This is a genomic window from Amycolatopsis sp. CFH S0740 (assembly GCF_004522315.1).
In the GTDB taxonomy this organism is placed as follows: Bacteria; Actinomycetota; Actinomycetes; order Mycobacteriales; family Pseudonocardiaceae; genus Amycolatopsis; species Amycolatopsis nivea.
In genome coordinates this window covers 62,302-85,224 of the sequence record NZ_SDLS01000006.1, presented here as the reverse complement: position 1 = coordinate 85,224, position 22,923 = coordinate 62,302, and the positions used below count along the sequence as shown (strand labels likewise).

The window sequence follows — 22,923 nt, the reverse complement described above, 5'->3', positions numbered from 1 at the left end:
ATGTCCGCGCACCCCGCGCGGGCGCAGACTTCGCCCTATGATCACGTTTCGCGGATTGACGAAGCGCTATGGCCAGAAGACCGTGGTCAACGGCCTCACCTCGGTCATCGAGCCGGGCACGGTGACCGGGTTCCTCGGCCCGAACGGCGCGGGCAAGTCCACCACCATGCGGATGACCGTCGGGCTCGACCGGCCGGACTCCGGCGACGCGCTGATCCGCGGCAAACCGTATGCAGAGCTACGGTTTCCGCTGCGGGAAGTCGGTGCGCTGCTGGATGCGAAAGCCATGCATCCCGGCCGCAGTGCGGGCAAACACCTGCTCGCGATGGCGCGCAGCAACGGGATCGCCGCGAGCCGCGTCGAGGAAGTGCTCGCGACGGTCGGGCTGAGCGACGTCGCGGGCAAGCGCTCCGGGACGTTCTCGCTCGGCATGAGCCAGCGGCTCGGCATCGCCGGCGCGCTCCTCGGCGACCCCGGCGTGCTGATGTTCGACGAGCCGGTCAACGGACTCGACCCGGACGGCGTCCGCTGGGTGCGGCAGCTGATGCGTTCGCTCGCCGCCGAAGGACGCACCGTGTTCGTCTCCAGTCATCTGATGAGCGAAATGCAGCTGACCGCGGACCGGCTGCTGGTCATCGGCAAGGGCTCGATCCTCGCCGACGCGGCGATCGGCGACTTCATCGCGGGCAACTCGAGCCGGTCGGTCGCGGTCCTCGTGCCGGATCCGGCGGAGCGCACGAAACTCGCGGACTGGCTTCGGGGGAACGGCCGGTCGGTGCTGCCCGGGGAGGACAGCGAACTGCTCGTCGACGAGGCGTCCGCGGCCGAGATCGGGGACCTGGCTTACGAACTGGGCGTCCGGTTGCACGGACTTGCCGAGCGGACCGCTTCGCTCGAGCAGGCGTACATGGAACTGACCGCCGGATCGGTGGAATACGGGGTTACGGCATGACGAAGCTGGCGATTTCGGCGGAGTGGACCAAGTTCTGGTCGGTGCGCGCGACGTGGTGGTCGCTGATCGGCGGAGTGCTGCTGATGGCGTTCTATTCCGTCGTCACCGGGATCTCCCAGCACGCGGGCGGCGAACGGCAGCAGACCGCGCACGGCATCGTCAACAGCGGTGCGATCTATCTGGTCGAGTTCTGCGTGCTCGCGGTCGCGACGCTGTTCGTGACCAGCGAGTACACCAGCGGGTCGATTCGCTCGACGCTGCAATGGGTTCCGGTGCGGGCGAGGGTCACCGCCGCCAAGGCCGCGGTGCTGGTGCCGGTGCTGTTCGTCTACGGCGTGGTCGTCGCCGTGCTGGGCATGGGGGTCGCCTCGGTGCTGATGCGTGGGGCTGGGGGTTCCACGTCGCTGTCGCAAGGGGCGGTCACCGCGCTGGGCATGGGTGCGTATTTCGCGCTGCTCGGCGTGCTGTGCCTGGGGATTTCGTTCGTGCTGCGCAGTGCGGCGGGCACGTTGGTGGTGGTGATCGTGCTGCTGCTGCCGTTGCCGATGCTGATGTCGTCGTACGTGTTCCCTCCGGCGATGAACTACTTCCCGGCCTTCGCGGGCATGAACGCGATGGTGCCGCCTGGCGACCCGAACCCGTTGCTGGGCAGCCTGCCGCCGTACGGGCCTTGGGTCGGCGTGCTGGTCTGCCTCGCCTGGGCGGCCGCCGGGATCGCCGCGGGAACCGCGCTGCTGAACCGCCGCGACGCCTGATCAGGCGTGCGGCAGCCCCAATCCGGCGAGCACGGCACGGGCTCCGGCAACCAGTTCGGCCTCGGTCGGCGGGTTGACGGAGCCGGTGCCTGCCAGCGCGTCGAAGATCGATCCGTCGAGCCACCCGATGAGCACGCGAGTGTGGTCCTCGGGAGTCGGAGAACCGGCCGCGGCAAGCACTTCCGCGCACCGGCGGCGCAATTCCAGCCCGCCGGCGTCGTATCGAGCTCGCAGCTCCGGTCGTCGGGTCGATTCGAGCGCGAATTCGTAGCGCGCGAGCATTCTCGTGCGTCCGACGGTGATCGAGCGGTGGACCGTCGCGCCCAGGAACTCCGCGAGTTTCCCTTCCGGCGGGACGATTTCGGCCTGGTCCAGCGCGACCATCCGGTCCGCGGCCAGCTCCAGCAACGCGACGCGGGTGCGTGCGTAGTACGACGTCGAACCCGCGGGCAGCCCGGCTGCCCGATCGACGGCGCGATGCGTCAGCCCGCGCATGCCCTCGGCCGCGATGACCTCGATGGCTGCGTCGCCGATCACAGCTGTCCGTTCCACCCTCGGCACACTACAGGTGTAGAGTCCTCTACAGACGTAGAGGAGGTCGGCATGGCTTCGCAACGCGCGGTCGTGGTCGGGGGCGGCATCGGCGGACTGGCCGCGGCGATCGGATTGCGCCGGGTCGGCTGGGAGGTCACGGTGCTCGAACGGGCACCGGAGCTGACCGCCATTGGCGCGGGAATCTCGTTGTGGCCCAACGCGCAACGGGCGCTGGCCGAACTGGGTGTCGAGCCGCGGATCTCGGCGCAGCGCGGCGGTGGGTTAGTCGACTGGCGCGGACGTCGGCTGGCGAGTTGGGACGCGGACCTCTTCGTCCGCAGTCACGGGCTGCCGCTGGGCGCGATCCACCGGGCGAATCTGATCGAAACGCTGCGGTCGGAGTTGCCGGGCGAATGCCTCAAGACCGGGGTCGAGGTGACGAGCGTCGAGCAGAACGGCGTGGTGCACCACGGTTCCGGCTCGATCGAGGCGGACCTGGTTGTGGCGGCCGACGGGATCAACAGCCCGATCCGGCAGGCGCTCTTCCCGGCCGCACGCGTGGAGTACAGCGGTGGCGCGGCGTTCCGCGGGATCGCCAAGCTGCCGCTGAAACCCAGTTTGAGCACGACGTGGGCGGCGGGAATCGAAATCGGCGTCCTGCCGTTGCTGGACGACGAGGTCTACTGGTGGGTTTCCGAAGCTCGCCCGGCCGGGATCCGGCACGACGACATCCGCGCGTACCTGAGCGCGAAGTACGCCCGCTGGCACGACCCGATTCCGCAGCTCATCGACGCCACGCCGGAAATCCTGCTGCACGACACGCATCACCTCGCGACGCCGCTGCCCAGCTACACCCGGGGCCGTATCGCGCTCCTCGGAGACGCCGCGCACGCGATGCCGCCGTTCCTCGGGCAGGGCGGCTGCCAGGCGTTGGAGGACGCGGTAGTGCTGGCCTCGCACGTCCAGAAGTCCACAGTGGACGAAGCGCTCCGCCGTTATGACGCGGAACGCCGCCCGCGCACGCAGAAGGTCGCGAAGGCGTCGATCCAGGCCGGTGCCAGCGGTCCGCTCCTCCGCAACCCGGCGGCGGTCGCGCTGCGAGCGGCTTTCACCCGGCTGCTGCCCGCAGCGGTCACCACCCGGGTCGGAGCCAGCATCAGCCGCTGGCAACCGCCGAGGCTCACACCAGTCCAGCCTCGAACGCCGTGATCGCGGCCTGCACCCGGTTCCGCACGTCCAACCGGGTCAGGATCGTGCTCACGTGCGCCTTCACCGTGCCCTCCACCACGAACATCCGCGCCGCGATGTCCGCATTGGACAGTCCTTCGGCGAGCAGCACCAGCACCTCCCGCTCGCGGTTCGTCAAGACGCTCACCCGCTCGCGCGCGGTCGCGGCCCGGCTGAACCGGCTGCCGGACAAGCGCGTGATCACCCGGTGCGCGACCTTCGGCGAAAGGAACGCCGCGCCGTCGGCCACCGCGTGCACCCCGGCGAGCAGTTCGCGCGGATCGCCCGCCTTGAGCAGGAATCCGCTCGCACCGAGGCCGAGCGCGCGTTCGATGTACTCGTCCTCCCCGAACGTCGTCAGCATGAGAACGCCGGTGTCCGGCAGCAGTTTGCGGATTTCCTCCGCCGCGGCCAGCCCGTCAAGCCCGGGCATGCGAATGTCGAGCAGCGCGACGTCCGGCCGGTTCGCACGCGCCAGTTCGACCGCCGCGCGTCCGTCCGCGGCCTCGGCCACCACCTCGATTTCCTTGTCCGAGGCGAGAATCGCGGCCACGCCGGCGCGGATCATCGCTTCGTCGTCGGCCAGCAGTACGCGAATCACGGTTCGTCCTCACTGTAAAGATCCTTGCTCGCCACTCGATCGTCCACAAAGCACAGTCGATAGACGGCATAGTTGAAGTTGAGCCAGCTCCGGCCGGCTCCGTAGTACTCGCAGGTGCTCCGGTAAGGCTGCGGCGGCACATTGATCGACGGCAGCGTCGTGCGCTGGCGGGCGGGCAGCAGCGGTTCGACGGCCGAATGCGGCATGCCGATCTGGATCCGCGCGTACGAGTCCGGCGGCAGCTCCGACGACGACCACTGCACCAGGAAGGTCACGCCCGCCCCGCCGATGACCACTCCGAACAGCGCCAGCGGCACCACGATCGCCTGCACCAGGCTCGACCGCACGGCGCGACGGGCGCGTTCCAGCTCGCGCGCGGCCTGTCCGATCCCGTCGTCGTCCTGCTCCGGCGCGGGTGCCGAATCGTGCGGCAGACGGGCCGCCACCTCGAACCCGCCGTCCGCCGGGCCCGCGGTCAGGCTCCCGCCGACCAGCCGCACCCGCTCTTGCAGGCCGATCAACCCCCGCTGCCCGGACCGGCCGGGCAACGGTCCGGCGGGCGGCGGCGCGTTCCGGACCCGGACGTCGGTCGACTCATTGTTGCTGGTCACGACCACCGTGACAGCCGCGCCGGGCGCGTACTTCGCCGCGTTCGTGAGCCCTTCCTGCACCACGCGGTAGACCGCGCGCGCGACCATCGGCGGTGCGCCGTCCAGCTTGTCGATCCGCGCGCCGATCTCGATCCCGGACGCCCGCGCGCGGTCGATCAGCTCCCCCAGATCGCCCTGCACCGGCTCGATCGGCGCGGCGTCCTCGCGCAGCACGCCGATGATCTCGCGCAGCCGTTCCGTCGCCGTCGCCGCGCCCGCCCGAAGCTGTCCGGCGGCTTCGCGTTGCTCTTCGCCGAGCTCGCTGTCGACCTCCAGAGCCGCCGCGCGCACCGCGATCAGGCTCAGCTCGTGGCCAAGCGAATCGTGCATGTCGCTCGCGATCCGGGCCCGCTCCCGCAGCCGGGCCTCCTGCGCGACCAGCCGGTGCCTGCTCTCCATCTCCTCCGCGCGCCGCCACCCGTCCTGCGCGAGCTCGCGCCGCAGCCGCACGTGCCGGCCGAGCAGACACGGCGCGACCCCGGCGAACGCGAGCGTGCCGAGCACCGCGCCCCACGCGTCGAAGCCCGCCGTCGGCAAGAAAGCCAGCGGGATCCCGGCCACCGCGATGGCGAAGAAGCAGATCATCGCCACGCGTGCCCTGGCCAGTCGCAGCCCGGCCAGGTACGAGATCACGACGATCAGGAAGAACTCCCACACCGCCACCCGGCCGCCCCAGCCGAACGCGATGACGAGCGCCGTCGCCATCGCCACCGCCAGCGCGAACGCCGGGTAGACGCGGGCGGTGGCCATCGCCAGGGTGACCGACACCAGGCCGTAGACGAGTTCCCAGACGTTCGGGTCGAGCGGGCCGTCGAGCACGACGAACCCGCACAACGCGGCCCAGAGCAGCACGTCGAACGTCACGCGCCAGCGGACTCGCGTCGCCTCCTTCATTCCGCTGACGCTACAAGGGCCGCCCGATTCGTCACCACTGCCGAAAGTCAAGGTCGAGATCGTGAGGCATGATGGGTCACCATGGCTGAACGCACCCTGGCCGAGCAGCTCGGCGCTCCCTTGCCGGACGGCATCGAATCCCTGCCTGAGCAGCACAAACAGGATCTGTCGGCGGCCTTGCGGGACGCCCGGCACCGGCAGGCGCAGGCGCTCGCCCGCGCGGGTGAGGAAAGCCTGAAGTACGTGCCCGCGCTGCTGCGCGGCGCGGTGCGGAAAGCGGTCGGCCTGTGAACCCGGAAATCCTCAAACTCGCCCGGGTCCTCGACGTCGACCCCGCCCGGCTCGACTACCTCGCCGACGTCGACCAGGGCGAGGTGCGGCTGCTGCGCGAGCAGATGACGACCACGCTGTTCGACGCGAACCTCGTCGTGCTGGAGCGGATGGCGCTGGCGAGCAAGCTGCTGCCGGCCGGGGTGACCGCGAAGATCGCGGAGAAGGTGTTCGGCCCGCTGCTGTGCGCGCGGATCGCCGGACTGGTCGACGTGTCACGCGGCGTCGACGTCGCGAAACGGCTGTCGCCGAAGTTCCTCGCCTCGGTCGCGGCGGAACTGGACCCGCGGCGGGCCACTTCGATCATCACCCGGATCCCGGTGACGACCGTCGTGGCGGTCGCCGAGGAACTGACCCGCCGCGAAGACTGGATCACGCTGGGCCGGTTCGTCGGCCACCTGCCGGACGACACGGTCAGCCGCTGCGTAGGCCTGCTGGACGATGCCGGTCTCCTGCACACCGCGTACGTCCTGGACGACCGGAGCCGGATCGACCATGTACTCAGCCTGGTCGGCGAGGACCGCTTGCCCGCACTGGTCCGCACCGCCGCGGCGGACGAGTCGCTGTGGGCCCCGGCGCTGGACGTCCTGGCCCACCTGAACGAAGCCCGCCGAGCGACGGTCCGGCCGCTGCTCGACGAACTTCCGGAAGAACTGCGAACCCGCGCCGAGGCGGCACTCGCCTAAGCCACGATCAGATAGATCCCGTACCCGATCACCGCCGCACAAACCGCGAAACACACCACCGCGCCGGTCAGCTGAACCGTGCCACTGCCGCCGTGCGCCCGCGCCGTCACCCGCTCAGAGAGGCCGCGTACGCCGTACGCGAACAGCCCGGTCAGCACAACCGCCGCGGCCAGCGCCACCACGAAAACGATGCCCAGGGCACCCCAGTTGATCGCCATGTCGTGCTCCCTCAGGCCGCGACCGGGGCGGCCTCGGCGGCCTCCGGCTCGTTGTTGACGGTGGCCGGCGTGACCGGGTTGCGCCGCGACGCGAGCCAGATGCCCAGTGCGAGCAGCACTCCGACGCCGCCGACGAGGACAGTTCCCCAGCTGCCCCGGGTGGAAACCGCGGCGGCGACGGCCCCGACGATCGCGGCGGCGGGCAGCGTGAGCGCCCAGGCGATCACCATCTTGCCCGCGACGCCCCAGCGGACCTCGGCGAGTTTCCGGCCGAGCCCGGAGCCGATGATGCCGCCCGAGGTGACGTGCGTGGTCGACAGCGCGAAGCCGAGGTGCGACGAGGCCAGGATGACCGCCGCGGAACTCGTCTCGGCGGCAAAGCCTTGCGGCGTCTGGATTTCGGTGAGCTTCTTGCCCATCGTCTGGATGATCCGCCAACCGCCGAAGTAGGTGCCCAGCGCGATCGCCGCGCCGGAGGCGAGGATGACCCACACCGGCGGGTTCGACCCCGGCGCGAGCGAACCGCCCGCGATCAGCGCGAGCGTGATGACGCCCATCGTCTTCTGCGCGTCGTTGGTGCCGTGCGCGAGCGACACCAAGCTCGCCGAAAGCACCTGACCGGTCTTAAACCCCTTGCCGACCACGTCTTGCCGGGCCTTGGCGGTGATGCGGTAAACGAGGAAAGTGCCGACGATCGCGACGATTCCCGCCACCACTGGCGACGCGATCGCCGGGATCAGCACCTTTTCGACGACCTTCGCGAAGTGCACGGCATCCGCGCCGGACGCGATCCAGGTCGCCCCGATCAGCCCGCCGAACAACGCGTGCGACGAACTCGACGGCAGCCCGACCAGCCACGTCACGAGATTCCAGACGATGGCCCCGACCAGTCCGGCGAAAATCACCACCGGCGTGACTTTGGTGTCGTCGACGATCCCGCCGGAAATGGTTTTCGCGACCTCGATCGAAAGGAACGCGCCGACGAGATTCAGCACCGCCGAGATCGCGACCGCGACCCGGGGCTTCAGCGCACCGGTGGCGATCGAGGTGGCCATCGCGTTGGCCGTGTCGTGGAACCCGTTGGTGAAGTCGAAGGCCAGCGCCGCGACGATCACCACCAGGACGATGAGAGAAAAGTCCATGCCCGCTCTCCAGTCCGGAGTGTCCTGCGGGAGTGACGGTACCTACGCGGGCGGGGTCTCCAGATCCCTCAGCGAGTGGCCAGTAGTTGAACTCTGAATGAACGAGATCTTGCCGACGCCGCAGGTTTTCCGCCGGTTACCTGCTGGTCCTTTTTCATCGTCGCCCTTGAGCTTCCGGACTGCGCGCGAGGATGGGGGCCGGGGGCAGGAGCTCTGCCCCCGCACCCGGTCAGGAAAAGGACGCCGAAGACATTTCCGGCAATGGGTTCTGCCCCAGGTGCTGCGCCCCGTTCGCGGCGGATTCCCGGACCGCGGCGAAGCCATACCGGCGCATTTCCGCCTCGTATTCCCCGATCGCATCCGCCGAACCGCTGCTCAACGCGGCAGCGAGCGCAGCACCGTCGCGCATCGCGGTGTTGGCGCCCGCCCCGGCAGCCGGGCTCATCGCGTGGATCGCGTCGCCGACCAGACACACCCGCGACGGCTCCCACGGCCCGATCGGCACGCTGGTCCGGATCGAAACGAGGAACGGCGAGTCCGGAAGCCAGCTTTCGACCATCCGGCGGACGCGCGGGTTCCAGTCCGCGACCCGGTCGAGCACGAGCTTCTGCATCTCGTCCGCGGACAGCGCGCGGAGTTCGTCGTCCGTCCGCCCGAAGACTTCCTGGCGCGCACCGAAAGCGCAGGTCATGTACGGCTCGTCCGGGCTGAGCCGGACCTGCGGCGCGAGCCGCGCGCAGGCGTCGGCGATCGGCTCCGGGTAGTCGACCGGCGCGAACCCGATCATCTGCTTGTGCGGCCCGGAAACGATGCTGAACACGGCGAACATCTCCGGGTCGAACAGTTCCCGGGTCGCCTCGGTGAGCGGGATCTTCGCGTACAGCTGGCGCAATCCGGTGTCGACGACCCGCGCGTGCGGGAGATATTGGCGGCGCACCGGCGAATTCACCCCGTCCGCGCCGACGAGAACCGCGCCGCGCGCCTGGGTGCCGTCGGCGAAGTGCGCGATCACGCCGTTCTCGTGCTTCTCGTACCGCACGAACTCCTTGCCGAAATGGACGTTGTCGAGGCCCTCGAACAGAATCTGCCGCAGGGTGAACCGGTTGACGTTGCGCTGGACCTCGCCGTCGTCCAGCACGAACTCGGTGCGTGGCGTCAGCTGGCTGTCGTAGATCGTGGTGACGTTGCGCGGCTGACCCGAGGTGGAGAGGAACAGCTCGTGCAGGTGCGCCGGCAGAACTTCCCGCAACGCCTGGTCGCCGCGGGAATCGATGTGCAGCCGATACCCCTGCCGACGCGCGTCCAGCGCGGAATCGCGTTCGTAGACCTCGCACGGGATCCCGGCTTTGCGCAGGCCCTGCGCGAGACACAGCCCGCCGAGCCCGGCCCCGATCACGAGCACAGTGTTGTCCGCGTTGTTCACGTTATTCGCCATCAGCGAAGTCCCTTCCGTACCAACGTTCTGGTTCGAGAGGGACGCACTGGGCTCGGCCCGCCTTAGCCGGGCGCTCGGAAACAGAGCGAATGAGTCGTCCGGCCTAACCCATACCGGACAATGGTCTTTCGCGCGTCCTGTTCTCCTTCACGTTAGCGCAGCCGCGGACGCCGTCGCCACCGATTAACGCACCCTTGCCCCTTTCCGCCACACCGAGTGGGTCAACGGGACCCCGGGCCGATAAGCGAGATGCGTAGTCGACGGCGCGTCGAGTACGTGCACATCCGCCCGCGCACCCGGGCGCAAGTAGCCGACGTCGTCGCGGCGAAGTGCCCGCGCCCCGCCGGCGGTCGCCGACCACACCGCCTCGTCGACGGTCATCCGCAGCTGAAGCACGGCCGTCGTCACGCAGAACGCCACCGACGTGGTGTACGAGCTGCCGGGATTGGCGTTGCTGGCCAATGCGACCGTCGCGCCGGCGTCGAGCAGCCGACGTGCCGGTGCCAGCGCTTGCCGGGTGGACAGATCGCAGGCGGGCAGGATCGTCGCGACCGTGTTGGACGACGCGAGCGCCTCGACATCGGCATCGCTCAGGTACGTGCAGTGGTCGACACTCGCCGCGTCCAGCTCCACCGCCAGCCGCACGCCCGGCCCTTCGCCGAGCTGATTGCCGTGCACCCGCAGCCCAAGCCCGCGCTCCGCCGCCGCTTTGAGCACGCGCGCCGACTGCGCCTCGTCGAACGCGCCGGTCTCGCAGAACACATCGGCCCACCGCACGTGCGGCGCGACCGCGTCCAGCATCTCGCCGCAGACCAAGTCCACATAGGACTCCGCGTCGGCGCCCGGCGGCACGAGATGCGCTCCCAGGAAGGTCACCTCGTCCGCGACCTCGCCCGCGATCCGCGCCGACCGTGCCTCGTCGGCGACGGTGAGGCCGTATCCCGTCTTCGTCTCCAGGCAGGTCGTGCCCTGCGCAGCCGCTTCCTCGACATGTCGACGCAGATTCGCCTCCAGTTGCTCGTCCGAAGCCGCCCGCGTCGCATCAACGGTGACCGCGATTCCGCCTGCCGCGTAAGCCTGTCCGGCCATCCGCGCCTCGAACTCGGCGGTGCGGTCGCCCGCGAACACGAGATGCGTGTGGCTGTCGACCCACCCAGGCAGCACGGCACGGCCCTCGACGTCGACGCGCTCGTCGGCGTCCGGCGCCTGCGCAGCCGGACCCGCCCACGCGACGGTCTCGCCGTCGAGCACCAGCGCGGCGTCGCGGAGCTTGCCCAGCTCCGGATCGTTCGTGGTGAGCTCGCCGATTCCGGTGATCAGAACTGCCACAGCGCCTCGATCTCCTTGGCCAGTAAGGTTTCCGGTCGTTCGATCAGCACGTGCGCACTGTCGCGCACCACTTCCCGCCCAGCCACCACGACGGTACGGACGTCCGCGGCCGCGGCGGCGAACAGCACGCCGGACGGTTCGATCCCGGCCGTGCGAACCGTGTCCGTCGCGACCGTGACCAGGTCTGCCCCAGCACCAGCCGCGAGAGCGCCGGTCTCCGGCCAGCCTGCGGAGATGTGCTCGGTGCCAGCGGCGAGCAGCTCTTCCGCGGTGAACCGGCCGCGCTCCTCGCTGGCGAGCCGGTCGTCCAGCTCCAGCGCCCGGGTCTCCTCGAACGCGTCGACCACCGCGTTGCTGTCGCTCCCGATGCCGAGCCGCGCGCCCGCGTCCAGCAGGCTCCGGGCCGGGCCGATGCCGTCGCCGAGGTCCCGTTCGGTGGTCGGGCAGAAGCACGCGCCGCTTCGGGAATCACCCAGCCACTTGATGTCCTGCTCGGTCAGATGCGTCGCATGCACCGCGGTGAGCCGTTCGCCGAGCACGCCGTAATCCCAGAGCAACCCGGTCGGCGTCCAGCGATACGCGACCGCGCACTGCTCGTTCTCCGCACGCTGTTCGGACAGGTGGATGTGCAACGGCCGGTCCTTCGGCACCGCGTTGTCCACCTTCGGCAGCTCGTACTCCGGCACCGCACGCACCGAGTGGATCGCCCCGCCGACGCGGAACAGGTCGTCTTCCTTCAGCAGCGCAACGCGTTCCGCCCACTTCTCGGCGGAACCGTCCGAAAACCGCTGCTGTACCTCGTCCGGTGGCACACCGATCCCGCCCGCGAGGTAGCAGGTGTCGAGCAGGGTCATCCGGATCCCGGCGTCCCGCGCGGCCTGCCGCAACGCGTCACCCATCGCATTGGGCGACGCGTACGGCTTGCCGCCCGGACCGTGGTGCAGATAGTGGAACTCGGCGACGCTCGTGTACCCCGCCAGCACCATCTCTGCGTAAACGCCCCGGGCGAGCCGGTAGTACGAATCCGGATCGAGCCGGGCGGCGAGCGAGTACATCCGCTCCCGCCACGTCCAGAACGTGCCCCGCTCGTGGTGCGTCCGGCCCCGCAACGCGCGGTGGAACGCGTGCGAATGCCCGTTGGCGAACCCGGGGAGCGTCAGTCCGTTAAGGATGGTTCCGGTCTTCTCCGCATTGGCGGTCACCGAAACGATCCGGCCGTCGGCGATCTCGATCCGGACCGCTTCCGCGACCCCGTCGGGCAGCCAGGCCCGTTCGCACCAGTACGTGGTCATCTCGCGAGCCGCTCCAGCACCTCGGCGAGCGCCCGCGCACCGGCCTCGACGTCGTCCGCCTCAGCGAATTCCTCGGGCGCGTGGCTGATCCCGGTCGGATTGCGGACGTACAGCATCCCGGACGGCACGAATCCCGACAGGATCGCCGCGTCGTGCCCGGCGCCGGTGGGCAGCTCGGGCGGATTGCCCAGCCACTCCCCCAGCGACCGCCGCAGCGCCTGGTCGAACACCACGTCGTCGGAGTACGACTCGCGCGTGACCGCCAGCTCGCACCCTTCCGCCTCGGCAGCGGCCCGCGCCGCCTGAGTGATCTCCTCGACCAGCACCGGCGTCGCAGTGCCCGGAACGCGTGCGTCCAACCACATGTCCACAGTGGACGCGATCACGTTCGTCCCGCCCGGCGTGGGTACCAGCCGTCCCACAGTCGCCCGCGCGTCCGACGTCTTCCGCGCCAGCCGCCGCACCGCGACCACGGTCTCGGCGGCGGGAAGCATCGGGTCGACCCGGTCCGCGAGCAACGTCGCACCTGCGTGGTTTCCCTGCCCGGCAAAGGAGAATCGCCACCGGCCGTGCGCGATCACCGTGTTGCCGACCGCCACCGGCGAACCGAGGTCGATCAGCCCCCTGCCCTGTTCGACGTGCAGTTCCAGGAACTGCCCGATCATCCCGAGCCGGTCCGGATCCGCGCCGACCCGGTCCACGTCCAGCCCGGACTTCGCCGCGGCCTCGGCGAACGTGACGCCGGACGGATCCCGCAGCGCCCGCGCCCGGTCCGCGTCGATCGTCCCGGTGAGCAGCCGCGAACCGAGACACGGCACGCCGAAGCGCCCGCCCTCCTCCTCGGCGAAGACCACCACCGCGAACGGCTTGACCGGACGGAACCCCTTGGCCTGCAACGCTTCCACCGTCGCCAGCGCACTCACGACGCCGAGCGGACCGTCGAACGCGCCGCCGCCCGGCACCGAGTCCAGATGGCTGCCGGTGACGACCGCGTCCGCACCAGGAGCGCCCCACCACGCCCACAGGTTGCCGTTGCGATCGGTCTCGACGTCGAGGCCCAGTTGCTGCGCCCGTTCGACGAACCACGTGCGCAGGTCGTGTTCCGGCGCATCGAACGCGTGCCGCGAGTAACCGCCGCGCCGGGCGTCGCGCCCGACGTCGGCGATCTCGCCGAGCAGCCCGGATGCGGTCACGCCTGCTCCCGCATCGGCACCCGGACGCCACGCTCGTCGGCGACCTCGGCCGCGCGGTCGTATCCGGCGTCGACGTGCCGGATGACGCCCATGCCCGGGTCGTTCGTGAGCACCCGCTCCAGCTTCTGCGCCGCCAGCGGCGTGCCGTCCGCGACGCTCACCTGCCCGGCGTGGATGGACCGGCCCATGCCGACCCCGCCGCCGTGGTGGATGGACACCCAGCTCGCCCCGGACGAGGTGTTGACCAGCGCGTTGAGCAGCGGCCAGTCGGCGATCGCGTCGGAGCCGTCGGCCATGCCCTCGGTCTCGCGGTACGGCGAGGCGACGCTGCCCGAGTCGAGGTGGTCGCGGCCGATCACGACCGGGGCCTTCAGCTCGCCGCTGGCCACCATCTCGTTGAAGCGCAGGCCGGCCAGGTGCCGTTCGCCGTAGCCGAGCCAGCAGATCCGGGCGGGCAGGCCCTGGAACGCCACGCGATCGCCGGCCATCTTGATCCAGCGGGCCAGCGATTCGTTCTCCGGGAACAGTTCGAGCATCGCGCGGTCGGTCGCGGCGATGTCCTCCGGGTCGCCGGAAAGCGCGGCCCAGCGGAACGGCCCGTTGCCCTCGCAGAACAGCGGCCGGATGTAGGCGGGCACGAAGCCCGGGAAGTCGAACGCGCGCGCGCAGCCGCCGAGTTTCGCCTCGCCGCGCAGGGAGTTGCCGTAGTCGAAGACCTCGGCACCGCGGTCGAGGAACCCGAGCATCGCGTCGACGTGCTCGGCCATCGACTCGCGCGCCCGGTCGGTGAACTCGTCCGGCTTCTTGGCCGCGTAGTCCTGCCAGTCGTCCACGCTGATGCCCTTGGGCAGGTAGGACAGCGGGTCGTGTGCCGACGTCTGGTCGGTGACGATGTCCACCTCGACGTCGCGGCGCAGCAACTCCGGCAGCACCTCGGCGGCGTTGCCGACCACGCCGACCGACAGCGGACGCCGCTCCTTCTTCGCCGCGGTGACCCGCCGGATCGCGTCGTCCAGGTCGTCGGCCACCTCGTCGAGGTAGCGGTGCTCGACGCGGCGGTGCGCGCGCTGGGCGTCGACCTCGATGCACAACGCCACGCCGTCGTTCATCGTGACCGCGAGCGGCTGCGCGCCGCCCATGCCGCCGAGCCCGGCGGTGACGGTGAGCGTGCCGCGCAGCGTTCCGCCGAACCGCTTCTTCGCGACCGCGGCGAACGTCTCGTAGGTGCCCTGCAGGATGCCTTGCGTGCCAATGTAAATCCACGAACCGGCGGTCATCTGCCCGTACATGGTGAGGCCCTGCTGCTCGAGCCTGCGGAACTCCGGCCAGGTCGCCCAGTCGCCCACCAGGTTCGAGTTCGCGATCAGCACCCGCGGCGCCCATTCGTGCGTGCGGAACACGCCGACCGGCTTGCCGGACTGGACCAGCAGCGTCTCGTCCTGCTCCAGCGCGGTCAGCTCGCGGGTGATCGCGTCGAAGCTCGCCCAGTTGCGCGCGGCGCGGCCGGTGCCGCCGTAGACGACCAGGTCCTCGGGCCGTTCGGCGACCTCGGGGTCGAGGTTGTTGTGGAACATCCGCAGCGCGGCCTCGGTCTGCCAGTTCTTCGCGGTCAGCGAGGTGCCGCGGGCGGCGCGGACGGTACGGGCGGTGCTAGTCATGCTCAGGCCTCCAGTTCGGCCGCGGCCAGGACAGCGCCCGACCGCACGAGTTCTTCGGCGGCCGCGATCTCGGGCGCCAGGTGACGGTCGGGGCCAGGACCCTCGACCTTGGTGCGCAGCAGGTCCCGGACGCGTCCGGTGACCGGCGAGGGCTGCAGCGGCGCGCGGAAATCGAGCGCGCGGGCAGCGGTGAGCAGTTCGACGGCGAGCACCGTGGTCAGGCCGTCGACCGCCTTGCGCAGCTTGCGCGCGGCGGACCAGCCCATGGACACGTGGTCCTCCTGCATCGCGCTGCTCGGGATCGAGTCGACCGAGGCGGGCACCGCGAGCCGCTTCAGCTCGCTGACCACGGCGGCCTGCGTGTACTGCGCGATCATGTGCCCGGAGTCGACGCCGGGGTCGTGCGCGAGGAACGGCGGCAGCCCGTGCGAACGCGCCTGGTCGAGCATCCGGTCGGTGCGGCGTTCGGCGATGCTCGCCACGTCCGCCACCGGCACCGCGAGGAAGTCGAGCACGTACGCGACCGGCGCGCCGTGGAAGTTGCCGTTCGACTCCACCCGGCCGTCGGCCAGCACCACCGGGTTGTCCACCGCGGACCAGAGTTCCCGCTCCGCGACCAGTTCCGCGTGCGTCAGCGTGTCCCGCGCGGCGCCGTGCACCTGCGGGGCGCACCGCAGCGAGTACGCGTCCTGCACGCGGTTGCAGTCCGGGCCGCGGTGGCTCTCCACGATCTTCGACCCCTGCAACGCCGCGAACATCCGCGCCGCGCTGGTCGCCTGGCCGGGATGCGGACGCAGCGCCTGCAGATCGGCGGCGAACGCGCGATCGGTGCCCAGCAGCGCCTCGACGCTCATCGCCGCGGTGAGGTCGGCGACGTCCAGCAGCCGGTGCAGGTCGGCGGCGGCGAGCAGCAGCATGCCGAGCATGCCGTCGGTGCCGTTGGTGAGCGCGAGGCCCTCTTTCTCGGCCAGCACGAGCGGCGTGATCCCGGCCGCCCGCAACGCATCCGCGGCGGGCTTCCGCTCGCCTGCGTGGAACACCTCGCCCTCGCCCATCAACGCGAGCGCGACCGCGGCCAGCGGCGCGAGGTCGCCGGAGCAGCCGAGCGAACCGTACTCGTGCACGACCGGCGTGATGTCCGCGTTGAGCAGCGCCGCAAGCGTTTGCGCCGTCTGCGGCCGCACGCCGGTGTAACCGCTGGCCAGCGTGCGCAGGCGCAGCAGCATCAGGGCGCGCACCACCTCCGGCTCCACCGCGGGCCCGGCGCCCGCGGCGTGCGAGCGGATCAGGCTGCGCTGCAGCGCGGTCCGGCTCTCGACGGGAATGTGGCGCGTGGCGAGCGCGCCGAACCCGGTCGAGACCCCATAGGTCGGCGACGTGGCGTCGGCGAGGTCTTCGATGTGCTGGCGGGTGGCGGCGAGGTTCTTCTCGACCGTCTCGGCGAGCCCGACGTGCGCGTGCCCACGGACGATGTCGACAACCTGCGCCGCGGTCATCGGCTTCGAGCTCAGGAGGACTGGTTCCGGCATGCCGCCATTGCACCTCCCGGCGGGCCCGCGCGACAGAGCGGAGTTCGCGGTAGTGTCTGGTATTCAAGACAACACGTGGCGAGAGCCTCGACCACCGGCGCGAAGGGACCCCTCATACTCCGTTCGGGCAGTGCGAGGGGTCCCCTCGCGCCACTTCCGGAGGAGGCCCAGTGAGCAGTTCCGACGTTCCCGCCCTGCGCAACGGCCTCTCCGTGCTGCGCCTGCTCGCCGGCCACGCGGGCCCGGTCTCGGCCGCGGCCATCGCGCGCGACCTGGAGTTGCCTCGGTCGACGACGTATCACCTGCTCAACGAGTTGACCGCGGCCGGTTTCGTCACCCACCTGCCCGCCGAACGCCGCTACGGCCTCGGCATCGCCGCCTTCGAACTCGGCTCGGCCTACCTGCGCCACGACCCACTGGAGCGCTTGGCCGGACCGCTGCTGCGCAAACTCGTCGACCGCATCGGCCACACCGCGCATTTGGGCGTCCTGCACGGCAACGAATCGCTGTACCTGATCAAGGAACGCCCAGCCCGCCCGGAAACCCTCGTCACCGATGTCGGCGTGCGACTGCCCGCGCACCTGACCGCGTCCGGCCGCGCGATGCTGCAACACCTGCCAGCCGCCCACGTCCGCGCCTTGTTCCCGGCCGCCACGTCGTTCGTCCTGCGCACTCCACGCGGCCCCAATTCGCTGGCCGCACTACGCCGCACCTTGGCGACCGAACGCCGCCTCGGCTGGTCAGTAGAAGACGGTCACGTGACAGCGGGCTTCGCCTCTGTCGCCGCCCCAGTGTTCGATCACGGTTCCAGGCCGATGGCCGCGATCAGCGTGACAATGCGCCACCTCTGCCCAGACGAGGGCCCTTGCGAAGAGACCTTCCCCGACCTAGCCGAAGCCGTCGCCGCGACAGCCGCAACACTAACCACACACATCGGCGGCACCCGCCCAAAATGAGATCCGGTCGCAGGGCAGCCGGTGCCACAGAAGGCTTCCCGCGATGCTGGGGGCCAGTACCGAACACCCATTCCGCCTAGGCAATTGCTTCCTTGATGCCGTCGGCCAACGCGGAAATAAGGTCCGGTGCCCGAACGAGGCGAACATCGTTGGCCAACCGGCCCAGCACGTCGTCATCGCCGACGATGTCGAGCAATACCTCAACCCCTTCGACATCGAGCAGACCAGGCAAGTGCGTTCCCAAAAGCCAGGCTCCCGCGAGAGCGGGGTCGTAGTCCTGCCGTTCGAGGGCTTTGTTTTCCTCTTCATAGAGCCGTTCCAGATATGGCCCCGACGAGTACCAGCCGATCATCGTCCCGAGGTCGATGGCGTCGCGGGTGGTCTCGAAGCGACGATCCCACCAGGTCAGGAGCTTGAGCAAGGCCAACGCGGGCACTGCGGGAATCTTGACGACGAGCCCGCCGGGCAGCAGCACCTGCTCGGCCGACGCAACGGCTTCGCTCAGCCCCCGGACGTTCATCCGATGGTCGTCGGGCCAGAGTATGGTCCGGCCTTCCTCCTCGATGCCGCCGTAGGGCACCACGTCGACTTCGACGCCCTCTACCAGAAAAGAATGGACGCTCCTGCCACGCCGTTTCAGCCTGGCCGCAAATCGTTCGAAATCGTCCCAGTTGCCCATCGCAGCGGCGATGTCGATGTCCCGGGTGGCCCGTTCAGGCGGGCTGCCGACCAGTCCGACCGACAAGATCGTGCGTGCTGTTGCCCCGACCACGAGATAATCGACTTTCACCGCCTTGGCGACGGCGTCCACCCGAGTCAGTACTTTCGCGGCGAGATGAAGATCAGGTTCGGTCGATGCGCTTAAGTCGATCATCACTGCTCCGAATACGGTCTGCGTGCTCGCGCTGGCGCGGATCTCCGGAGGCAAGCATGTCGGCGTAGATCAGGGGAGAGGGCACGATCCAGGACTCCGACCACGGCTGGGGCGCGGGCTCCTTCCAGAACCGGGTCCGGATGTGCACGTTGCCGTCTTTTTCCGCCCGGGCCATGCGATGCTGACCGATGAGCCGGACAGGCAAGCTTTCGACGTAAAGCGTGAGTGAGGCGGGCCGCAAATGCGGATCGAGGAGGCTGGCCCCCGCTTCCCCGCCTACTTGGGCTTGCAGGGAAAAAAGGGCTTCCTGCGAATTCCGCCACCACGAAAGGTCTGCCGCCTCGAATTCGCCGAGGGCCAGCGCAGGTTCCAGAGTGATCGTGTACGCCTCCGACCACCGGTCAAGCAGTTCGGCTCCGCGGGCAAGCCGTCGCTCTCCTCCTGCCTGGTACAAGTAACCGGCATTAGTGAGTTCGTCGATGACCGTCTTGACCGTACCGAGCGACACACCGCTCAGCGCAGCCAGCAAACGGTAGGAAAAGCCAGTCACCTCCGGCCAGCTGAGCAGGACGAACAGAACCTGAAGGCCAGCTCGGCCAAAGGCTCCCGCGCCTCGCATCGAGGCTCGCCCTGCAGACGCGGCAGGCTTGCGGCGGCCTCGCACGTCGATCAGAACGTCATCCCACGCGAGGTGGGCATTGCCCGCAGTGTCCACGTAGTCGATCCCCCGGGCACGCAGCCGCTCGGCGACCGGATCACCGAGGTGCGCGGTGAACAACAGCGGCGGAAGCGCCGACGGGAAATGGACCGCCGTGGCCAGCTCCGCGGTCATCCGCCGCTTGATCTCGACCCCGTATGTCCGGACGGCACCAGATTCCGTGGTGAGCCGCACGACGGCATCCATCTGATGTCCGCGCGGGCCATCGGGAGCCGATGCCTCGGCGTCGAGCACCTCGACCCGCAAGCCAAGTTCCTCGAGCCTGGCTCGCACCTCAGCAGGCCAGCCCATCGCGTTCAGCAAACCCGCATGTTCATCTGAACTGAACATGCTCATATTTTGAACACAACCAACCCTCCCCCGCAACCCACGCGCCCAACCCACCCAACGCACCCAGCCCCCGCAACGCACGGAACGCACCCAGCCCACGCAACGCAACCACCACGATGGGGGTCCAGGGGGCGCAGCCCCTTGGCGGGGGTTTGGGGGTCCGACCCCCAAAGGCAAGGACGAAGAAGAGCCCTGGCCAACGCGCAAGCGTTGGCAGGGCTCTCCCGCGAATCGAGTGGAGGTGCCGGGAATTGAACCCGGGTCCTCTAGCGCCTCCTCAAGGCTTCTCCGTGCGCAGTCCGCTATGTCTCTGCTTGGCCCCTTCAGTCACGCGAACAAGCTGAAGTGACGAGCCCAGCCACTGTTTGCTTCCCTACCGGGCCCCGTGGCCGGGACCGGCGGTAAGCCTCCTAGCTGATGCCGGCGACCGGGTCGGAGGCGACCCCGGGCCGACAGACTTGCTCTACTGCGATCAGGCAGCGAGAGCGAAGTCGCGCTGGCTATTGGCCTTGGCGCTTATTAGGTTGCGATGACGCTTACGGTGGTCTCTCGCCTGCACCGGCACGCTTCCCTTGATTCAACGTCCAGAGTCGAAACCGTTCACCCCCTTGTAGGTGCTTGTAACCTCACCATCATAACCCGCCCGGCAACCCGATAATTCCGGCACGGGGTAGGGCTGTCCCCACCTCGAAGATGCCCGCTCGCCCCCTGGTTGCCCGGTGCCGGCCCGGCCATGCTGAGCAGGTCAGTTTCCGCAGTGAGGGAGCCCCGCCATGGTCACCGTGCCCGCCGGTCGCAGTTTTGGGCGCCGCACTCCGCCGTTGGGCGGGGCGCTGGCGTATCTCCTGCTCAACCTGCCTATCGGGATCCTCTCGTTCACGCTGATCGTGACGCTGGGGTCGGCCGGGCTGGGGACGATCGTCGTGTGGCTCGGCGTTCCGCTGCTCGCGCTGCTGGTCTTGTTCGCGCGGACCGCGGGGCGGGTCGAGCGGGGGCGGGTGTTCGCGCTGCTCGACGTGTACATCGACGATCCGTATCTGCCGTTGCCGCCGTCGGGGCAGAAGCAGCGCTGGCTGACCCGGCTGAAGGACCCGGCGACCTGGCGCGACCTGTCCTACCTCTTCCTGCTCTTCCCGCTCGGCCTGGTGGAGTTCGTGCTGGTCGTGACGGTGTGGGCGGTCAGTCTCGGCCTGGTCGCGCTGCCGATCTACTACCGCTTCCTTCCGGACGGGGTCTACGCCTTCCCGAGCTACGATGTGCAGTGGTTCGTCGTCGACTCGACGGTGGCCGCGCTGCCTTGGGCGGCGCTGGGGGTGCTGTTCGCCGCGATCGCCGTGGCCCTCACCAAGGGGCTCGCGGCCCTGCACGCCGCGTTCGCGGCCGGGTTCCTGCGGCCCACGGTCGCCCAGCGGCGGCGCATGGAGCGCTCCTGGAACGAGATCGACGGGATCACGGTGGCCGGATGACTGCGCAAGACCCGCCTCCGGAGCACCCTCGTCCGCATCCGGCTCGCACGATCGGGTACATGATCCCGACGTTCGTGCTGCGCCTGCTGCAGTTCATCCTGATCGTGGTCGGCGCGACCGTCGGCACGGCAACGCTGATCATCTGGGTCGGCTTCCCGATCCTGCTGGCCGTCACCGGCTTCATCCGCTGGTCCGGCGACCTCGAACGGCGCTGGGCCCGCCGGATGCTCGGCACCCCGCTGGGCCCGGTCGAGCGGCTGTCGCTGGAAGGGCAGCCGATGACCCGCCGCTGGCTGACCCGGCTGTCCGACCCGACGACCTGGCGCGACCTGGCTTATCTGCTGGCCGCGTTCCCGCTGTCGATCGTCGAGCTGCCGATCGCGCTCGCGTCGATCGTGCTGCTGCCGATGGCGATCTGGGTGACGCCGTGGCTGGGCTGGCTGCACGGCAACCTGGCGCTCTCGCTGCTAGGCCCGAACCGCACGAAGAAGCTAGAGAAGAAGGCTGAGCACCTGCAGGCGTCGCGAGCGCGGGGCGTGGACGCCGCGGAGGCCGAACGCCGCCGGATCGAGCGCGACCTGCACGACGGCGCCCAGCAGCGGCTCGTGGCGGTCGCGATGAGCCTCGGCCGGGCGAAGTCGAAGTTCGACAACGACCCGAACGCGGTGCGCGACCTGATCGACGAGGCCCATTCGGACGCCAAGCTCGCCGTTTCCGAACTGCGCGACCTCGCCCGCGGCATCTACCCCGCCGTGCTGGGCGACCGCGGTCTCGACGCGGCTTTGTCCGCACAGGCCGCGAAGTCGCCGATCCCGGTGGACGTGCACGTCGACGTCGAGCCCCGCCCGCCGGCCGCGGTCGAGACCACCGCGTACTTCATCGTCGGCGAGACCCTCACCAACATCGCCAAGCACTCCGGCGCGACCGAGGCGATGGTGAAGGTGTGGCGCTCGGACACGCACGTCATCACCGAAATCACCGACAACGGCCACGGCGGCGCCGAGGTACGCCCCGGCGGCGGGCTCGCCGGGCTGGCCGACCGAGCAGCGACCATCGACGGCGTGATCACCGTCGTGAGCCCAGTCGGCGGGCCGACGGTCATCAGGGCGGACCTGCCGTGTCAATGGTGACCCGTCCGTGAGTGAATAGCCTCCGGGAGCTTTTCACTCACGGACCTGGGGGCCTTGATGCGAGTAGTGATCGCGGAAGACGCCGTGTTGCTTCGGGCCGGGGTCACCCGGTTGCTCGCCGACGAGGGCATTGAGACCGTCGCCGCGGTCGACAACGGCGACGATCTGCTCGGCGCGATCACCGAACACCGTCCTGACCTGGCGATTGTCGACGTCCGGATGCCGCCGACGTTCACCGACGAGGGCTTGCGTGCGGCACTCGCCGCGCGCAAGGAGATCGCCGGTCTGCCGGTGCTCGTGCTGTCCCAGTACGTCGAGGAAAGCTACGCGGTCGAGCTGCTGTCCGGTGGTGCCGGAGGCGTCGGTTACCTGCTGAAAGAGCGCGTCGCCGACGTGGACGAGTTCCTGGACGCGGTCCGTCGCGTCGCGGACGGCGGCACCGCCATCGACCCCGACGTCATCGCCCAATTGATGGCTCGCGGCCGCCGCAACCCGCTCGATGCGCTCACCGCGCGTGAGTCCGAGGTGCTCGGCCTGATGGCACAGGGCCTGTCCAACAACGCCATCGCGAACTCGCTGGTCGTGTCGCACGGAGCGGTCGAAAAGCACATCGGCAACATCTTCTCCAAGCTCGGTCTCGAGGCCAGTTCCGAGGAACATCGCCGGGTTCGCGCCGTGCTGACCTACCTCGGCCGCTGAAACCCCTCACTCGAACTGACGGCAGCCCCGACGGCGGTCCCTCGCCTACCATGGACTGATGCCGAGCGAGGAGAACCCGATGTCCGACCGCAGCGTCCGCTTCTTCGGCGGCCCGCTCGACGGCCGGGTGCAGGAACTCGCCGACGAGGAACCGGTTCCGGGCACCGTCGTGCGGCACATCCACCTGCACGGCGGACCGAAAATCGAGACGCGGTACGAACTCGGCCTCACCGAGGACGGCTGGGCGTACCGGGTGCAGGCGCACGAATCCGAACCGGAGCCGGACACCCTGTCCTAACCCGGTAGGGCAAACCCCACCTTTCGC

General features: G+C 69.6%; 23 protein-coding genes and 1 other RNA gene. 10 read left to right on the top strand and 14 right to left on the bottom strand.

All coding sequences use genetic code 11. The annotated features are described in order from the left end of the window. The first annotated feature begins 37 nt into the window (after nt 1-37). Entirely contained in the window at nt 38-952 is a 915-nt protein-coding gene (locus tag EIZ45_RS12795; protein WP_134663385.1) for an ATP-binding cassette domain-containing protein, read from the top strand. Beyond that, the gene (locus EIZ45_RS12790; protein WP_037818317.1) at nt 949-1,707 is read left to right on the top strand and encodes an ABC transporter permease; all 759 of its coding nucleotides are present in this window, start codon (nt 949-951) and stop codon (nt 1,705-1,707) included. Before EIZ45_RS12795 ends, EIZ45_RS12790 begins: the two co-directional genes overlap by 4 nt. Here the strand turns inward: EIZ45_RS12790 and EIZ45_RS12785 are convergent, their stop codons facing one another. Next, nucleotides 1,708-2,202, bottom strand: a complete 495-nt coding sequence (locus EIZ45_RS12785) for a TetR/AcrR family transcriptional regulator (RefSeq protein ID WP_167754338.1) — start codon at nt 2,200-2,202, stop codon at nt 1,708-1,710. Between the two features lie 108 nt (nt 2,203-2,310). On the opposite strand from EIZ45_RS12785, the gene EIZ45_RS12780 reads away from it, so the two are divergent. Further along, nucleotides 2,311-3,450, top strand: a complete 1,140-nt coding sequence (locus EIZ45_RS12780) for an FAD-dependent monooxygenase (protein ID WP_134663387.1) — start codon at nt 2,311-2,313, stop codon at nt 3,448-3,450. Here EIZ45_RS12780 and EIZ45_RS12775 read toward each other — a convergent pair. Continuing rightward, the gene (locus EIZ45_RS12775) at nt 3,422-4,069 is read right to left on the bottom strand and encodes a response regulator transcription factor (RefSeq protein WP_037818314.1); all 648 of its coding nucleotides are present in this window, start codon (nt 4,067-4,069) and stop codon (nt 3,422-3,424) included. The genes EIZ45_RS12780 and EIZ45_RS12775 overlap by 29 nt on opposite strands. Next, the gene (locus EIZ45_RS12770) at nt 4,066-5,613 is read right to left on the bottom strand and encodes a sensor histidine kinase (protein WP_167754334.1); all 1,548 of its coding nucleotides are present in this window, start codon (nt 5,611-5,613) and stop codon (nt 4,066-4,068) included. The genes EIZ45_RS12775 and EIZ45_RS12770 overlap by 4 nt, the downstream gene beginning before the upstream one ends. A gap of 81 nt (nt 5,614-5,694) precedes the next feature. Between EIZ45_RS12770 and EIZ45_RS46105 the strand changes: the two genes are divergently transcribed. Beyond that, nucleotides 5,695-5,904 (top strand): hypothetical protein, encoded by a 210-nt coding sequence (locus EIZ45_RS46105; protein ID WP_037818312.1) that lies wholly within the window; start codon nt 5,695-5,697, stop codon nt 5,902-5,904. Then, on the top strand, nt 5,901-6,629 hold the full coding sequence (locus EIZ45_RS12765) for a hypothetical protein (protein WP_134663389.1): 729 nt from the start codon (nt 5,901-5,903) through the stop codon (nt 6,627-6,629). Before EIZ45_RS46105 ends, EIZ45_RS12765 begins: the two co-directional genes overlap by 4 nt. Here EIZ45_RS12765 and EIZ45_RS12760 read toward each other — a convergent pair. The 8 genes from EIZ45_RS12760 to hutH all read right to left on the bottom strand — a co-directional run bounded on the left by EIZ45_RS12760 (nt 6,626) and on the right by hutH (nt 16,425). Next, a complete protein-coding gene (locus EIZ45_RS12760) occupies nt 6,626-6,847 on the bottom strand; it encodes a hypothetical protein (protein WP_134663390.1) in 222 nt (73 codons plus the stop codon). The two genes, EIZ45_RS12765 and EIZ45_RS12760, sit on opposite strands and share 4 nt — an antisense overlap. Nucleotides 6,848-6,858: 11 nt before the next feature. Continuing rightward, nucleotides 6,859-7,989 (bottom strand): inorganic phosphate transporter, encoded by a 1,131-nt coding sequence (locus EIZ45_RS12755; protein ID WP_134663391.1) that lies wholly within the window; start codon nt 7,987-7,989, stop codon nt 6,859-6,861. Between the two features lie 229 nt (nt 7,990-8,218). Then, complete coding sequence (locus tag EIZ45_RS12750; RefSeq protein WP_134663392.1) at nt 8,219-9,424, bottom strand: NAD(P)/FAD-dependent oxidoreductase; 1,206 nt, start codon at nt 9,422-9,424, stop codon at nt 8,219-8,221. 183 nt (nt 9,425-9,607) lie between these two features. Then, the gene (hutI, locus tag EIZ45_RS12745; RefSeq protein WP_134663393.1) at nt 9,608-10,753 is read right to left on the bottom strand and encodes an imidazolonepropionase; all 1,146 of its coding nucleotides are present in this window, start codon (nt 10,751-10,753) and stop codon (nt 9,608-9,610) included. Continuing rightward, nucleotides 10,741-12,045, bottom strand: coding sequence for a formimidoylglutamate deiminase (locus tag EIZ45_RS12740; protein WP_134663394.1), 1,305 nt, complete (start codon nt 12,043-12,045; stop codon nt 10,741-10,743). The genes hutI and EIZ45_RS12740 overlap by 13 nt, the downstream gene beginning before the upstream one ends. Further along, nucleotides 12,042-13,238 carry an allantoate amidohydrolase gene (locus tag EIZ45_RS12735; protein WP_134663395.1) on the bottom strand — a complete coding sequence of 399 codons (1,197 nt, stop codon included), beginning with the start codon at nt 13,236-13,238 and terminating at the stop codon, nt 12,042-12,044. Before EIZ45_RS12735 ends, EIZ45_RS12740 begins: the two co-directional genes overlap by 4 nt. Beyond that, nucleotides 13,235-14,896 carry a urocanate hydratase gene (gene hutU, locus EIZ45_RS12730; protein WP_037818305.1) on the bottom strand — a complete coding sequence of 554 codons (1,662 nt, stop codon included), beginning with the start codon at nt 14,894-14,896 and terminating at the stop codon, nt 13,235-13,237. Before hutU ends, EIZ45_RS12735 begins: the two co-directional genes overlap by 4 nt. 2 nt (nt 14,897-14,898) lie before the next feature. Further along, complete coding sequence (hutH, locus tag EIZ45_RS12725) at nt 14,899-16,425, bottom strand: histidine ammonia-lyase (protein ID WP_037818304.1); 1,527 nt, start codon at nt 16,423-16,425, stop codon at nt 14,899-14,901. Nucleotides 16,426-16,595: 170 nt separating this feature from the next. Between hutH and EIZ45_RS12720 the strand changes: the two genes are divergently transcribed. After that, on the top strand, nt 16,596-17,381 hold the full coding sequence (locus EIZ45_RS12720; protein WP_134663396.1) for an IclR family transcriptional regulator: 786 nt from the start codon (nt 16,596-16,598) through the stop codon (nt 17,379-17,381). Nucleotides 17,382-17,457: 76 nt separating this feature from the next. Here the strand turns inward: EIZ45_RS12720 and EIZ45_RS12715 are convergent, their stop codons facing one another. The 3 genes from EIZ45_RS12715 to ssrA all read right to left on the bottom strand — a co-directional run bounded on the left by EIZ45_RS12715 (nt 17,458) and on the right by ssrA (nt 19,911). Beyond that, on the bottom strand, nt 17,458-18,255 hold the full coding sequence (locus EIZ45_RS12715) for a hypothetical protein (RefSeq protein ID WP_134663397.1): 798 nt from the start codon (nt 18,253-18,255) through the stop codon (nt 17,458-17,460). Next, nucleotides 18,224-19,303: a type IV toxin-antitoxin system AbiEi family antitoxin gene (locus EIZ45_RS12710; protein ID WP_167756428.1), complete on the bottom strand. Its 1,080-nt coding sequence runs from the start codon at nt 19,301-19,303 to the stop codon at nt 18,224-18,226. The genes EIZ45_RS12715 and EIZ45_RS12710 overlap by 32 nt, the downstream gene beginning before the upstream one ends. Before the next feature lie 233 nt (nt 19,304-19,536). After that, nucleotides 19,537-19,911: a transfer-messenger RNA gene (ssrA, locus tag EIZ45_RS12705) on the bottom strand. 165 nt (nt 19,912-20,076) lie between these two features. Here ssrA and EIZ45_RS12700 point away from each other — a divergent pair. The 4 genes from EIZ45_RS12700 to EIZ45_RS12685 all read left to right on the top strand — a co-directional run bounded on the left by EIZ45_RS12700 (nt 20,077) and on the right by EIZ45_RS12685 (nt 22,896). After that, nucleotides 20,077-20,769: a sensor domain-containing protein gene (locus EIZ45_RS12700; RefSeq protein ID WP_037818301.1), complete on the top strand. Its 693-nt coding sequence runs from the start codon at nt 20,077-20,079 to the stop codon at nt 20,767-20,769. Further along, complete coding sequence (locus EIZ45_RS12695; protein ID WP_134663399.1) at nt 20,766-21,899, top strand: sensor histidine kinase; 1,134 nt, start codon at nt 20,766-20,768, stop codon at nt 21,897-21,899. Before EIZ45_RS12700 ends, EIZ45_RS12695 begins: the two co-directional genes overlap by 4 nt. Nucleotides 21,900-21,956: 57 nt before the next feature. Beyond that, nucleotides 21,957-22,598, top strand: a complete 642-nt coding sequence (locus tag EIZ45_RS12690) for a response regulator transcription factor (RefSeq protein ID WP_037818299.1) — start codon at nt 21,957-21,959, stop codon at nt 22,596-22,598. Between the two features lie 79 nt (nt 22,599-22,677). Next, nucleotides 22,678-22,896, top strand: coding sequence for a hypothetical protein (locus EIZ45_RS12685; RefSeq protein WP_037818298.1), 219 nt, complete (start codon nt 22,678-22,680; stop codon nt 22,894-22,896). The last annotated feature ends 27 nt before the right edge of the window (nt 22,897-22,923 follow it).

Bases quoted from the DNA above. Each gene is read 5' to 3' on its own strand.
- EIZ45_RS12715 (WP_134663397.1), bottom strand. From the start codon at position 18,255: ATGATCGACTTAAGCGCATCGACCGAACCTGATCTTCATCTCGCCGCG.
- EIZ45_RS12760 (WP_134663390.1), bottom strand. From the start codon at position 6,847: ATGGCGATCAACTGGGGTGCCCTGGGCATCGTTTTCGTGGTGGCGCTG.
- EIZ45_RS12750 (WP_134663392.1), bottom strand. From the start codon at position 9,424: ATGGCGAATAACGTGAACAACGCGGACAACACTGTGCTCGTGATCGGG.
- EIZ45_RS12685 (WP_037818298.1), top strand. From the start codon at position 22,678: ATGTCCGACCGCAGCGTCCGCTTCTTCGGCGGCCCGCTCGACGGCCGG.
- EIZ45_RS12700 (WP_037818301.1), top strand. From the start codon at position 20,077: ATGGTCACCGTGCCCGCCGGTCGCAGTTTTGGGCGCCGCACTCCGCCG.
- EIZ45_RS12780 (WP_134663387.1), top strand. From the start codon at position 2,311: ATGGCTTCGCAACGCGCGGTCGTGGTCGGGGGCGGCATCGGCGGACTG.
- EIZ45_RS12740 (WP_134663394.1), bottom strand. From the start codon at position 12,045: ATGACCACGTACTGGTGCGAACGGGCCTGGCTGCCCGACGGGGTCGCG.
- hutH (WP_037818304.1), bottom strand. From the start codon at position 16,425: ATGCCGGAACCAGTCCTCCTGAGCTCGAAGCCGATGACCGCGGCGCAG.
- EIZ45_RS46105 (WP_037818312.1), top strand. From the start codon at position 5,695: ATGGCTGAACGCACCCTGGCCGAGCAGCTCGGCGCTCCCTTGCCGGAC.
- EIZ45_RS12710 (WP_167756428.1), bottom strand. From the start codon at position 19,303: ATGTTCAGTTCAGATGAACATGCGGGTTTGCTGAACGCGATGGGCTGG.
- EIZ45_RS12790 (WP_037818317.1), top strand. From the start codon at position 949: ATGACGAAGCTGGCGATTTCGGCGGAGTGGACCAAGTTCTGGTCGGTG.
- EIZ45_RS12695 (WP_134663399.1), top strand. From the start codon at position 20,766: ATGACTGCGCAAGACCCGCCTCCGGAGCACCCTCGTCCGCATCCGGCT.
- hutU (WP_037818305.1), bottom strand. From the start codon at position 14,896: ATGACTAGCACCGCCCGTACCGTCCGCGCCGCCCGCGGCACCTCGCTG.
- EIZ45_RS12770 (WP_167754334.1), bottom strand. From the start codon at position 5,613: ATGAAGGAGGCGACGCGAGTCCGCTGGCGCGTGACGTTCGACGTGCTG.
- EIZ45_RS12690 (WP_037818299.1), top strand. From the start codon at position 21,957: ATGCGAGTAGTGATCGCGGAAGACGCCGTGTTGCTTCGGGCCGGGGTC.
- EIZ45_RS12795 (WP_134663385.1), top strand. From the start codon at position 38: ATGATCACGTTTCGCGGATTGACGAAGCGCTATGGCCAGAAGACCGTG.
- EIZ45_RS12785 (WP_167754338.1), bottom strand. From the start codon at position 2,202: ATGCGCGGGCTGACGCATCGCGCCGTCGATCGGGCAGCCGGGCTGCCC.
- EIZ45_RS12755 (WP_134663391.1), bottom strand. From the start codon at position 7,989: ATGGACTTTTCTCTCATCGTCCTGGTGGTGATCGTCGCGGCGCTGGCC.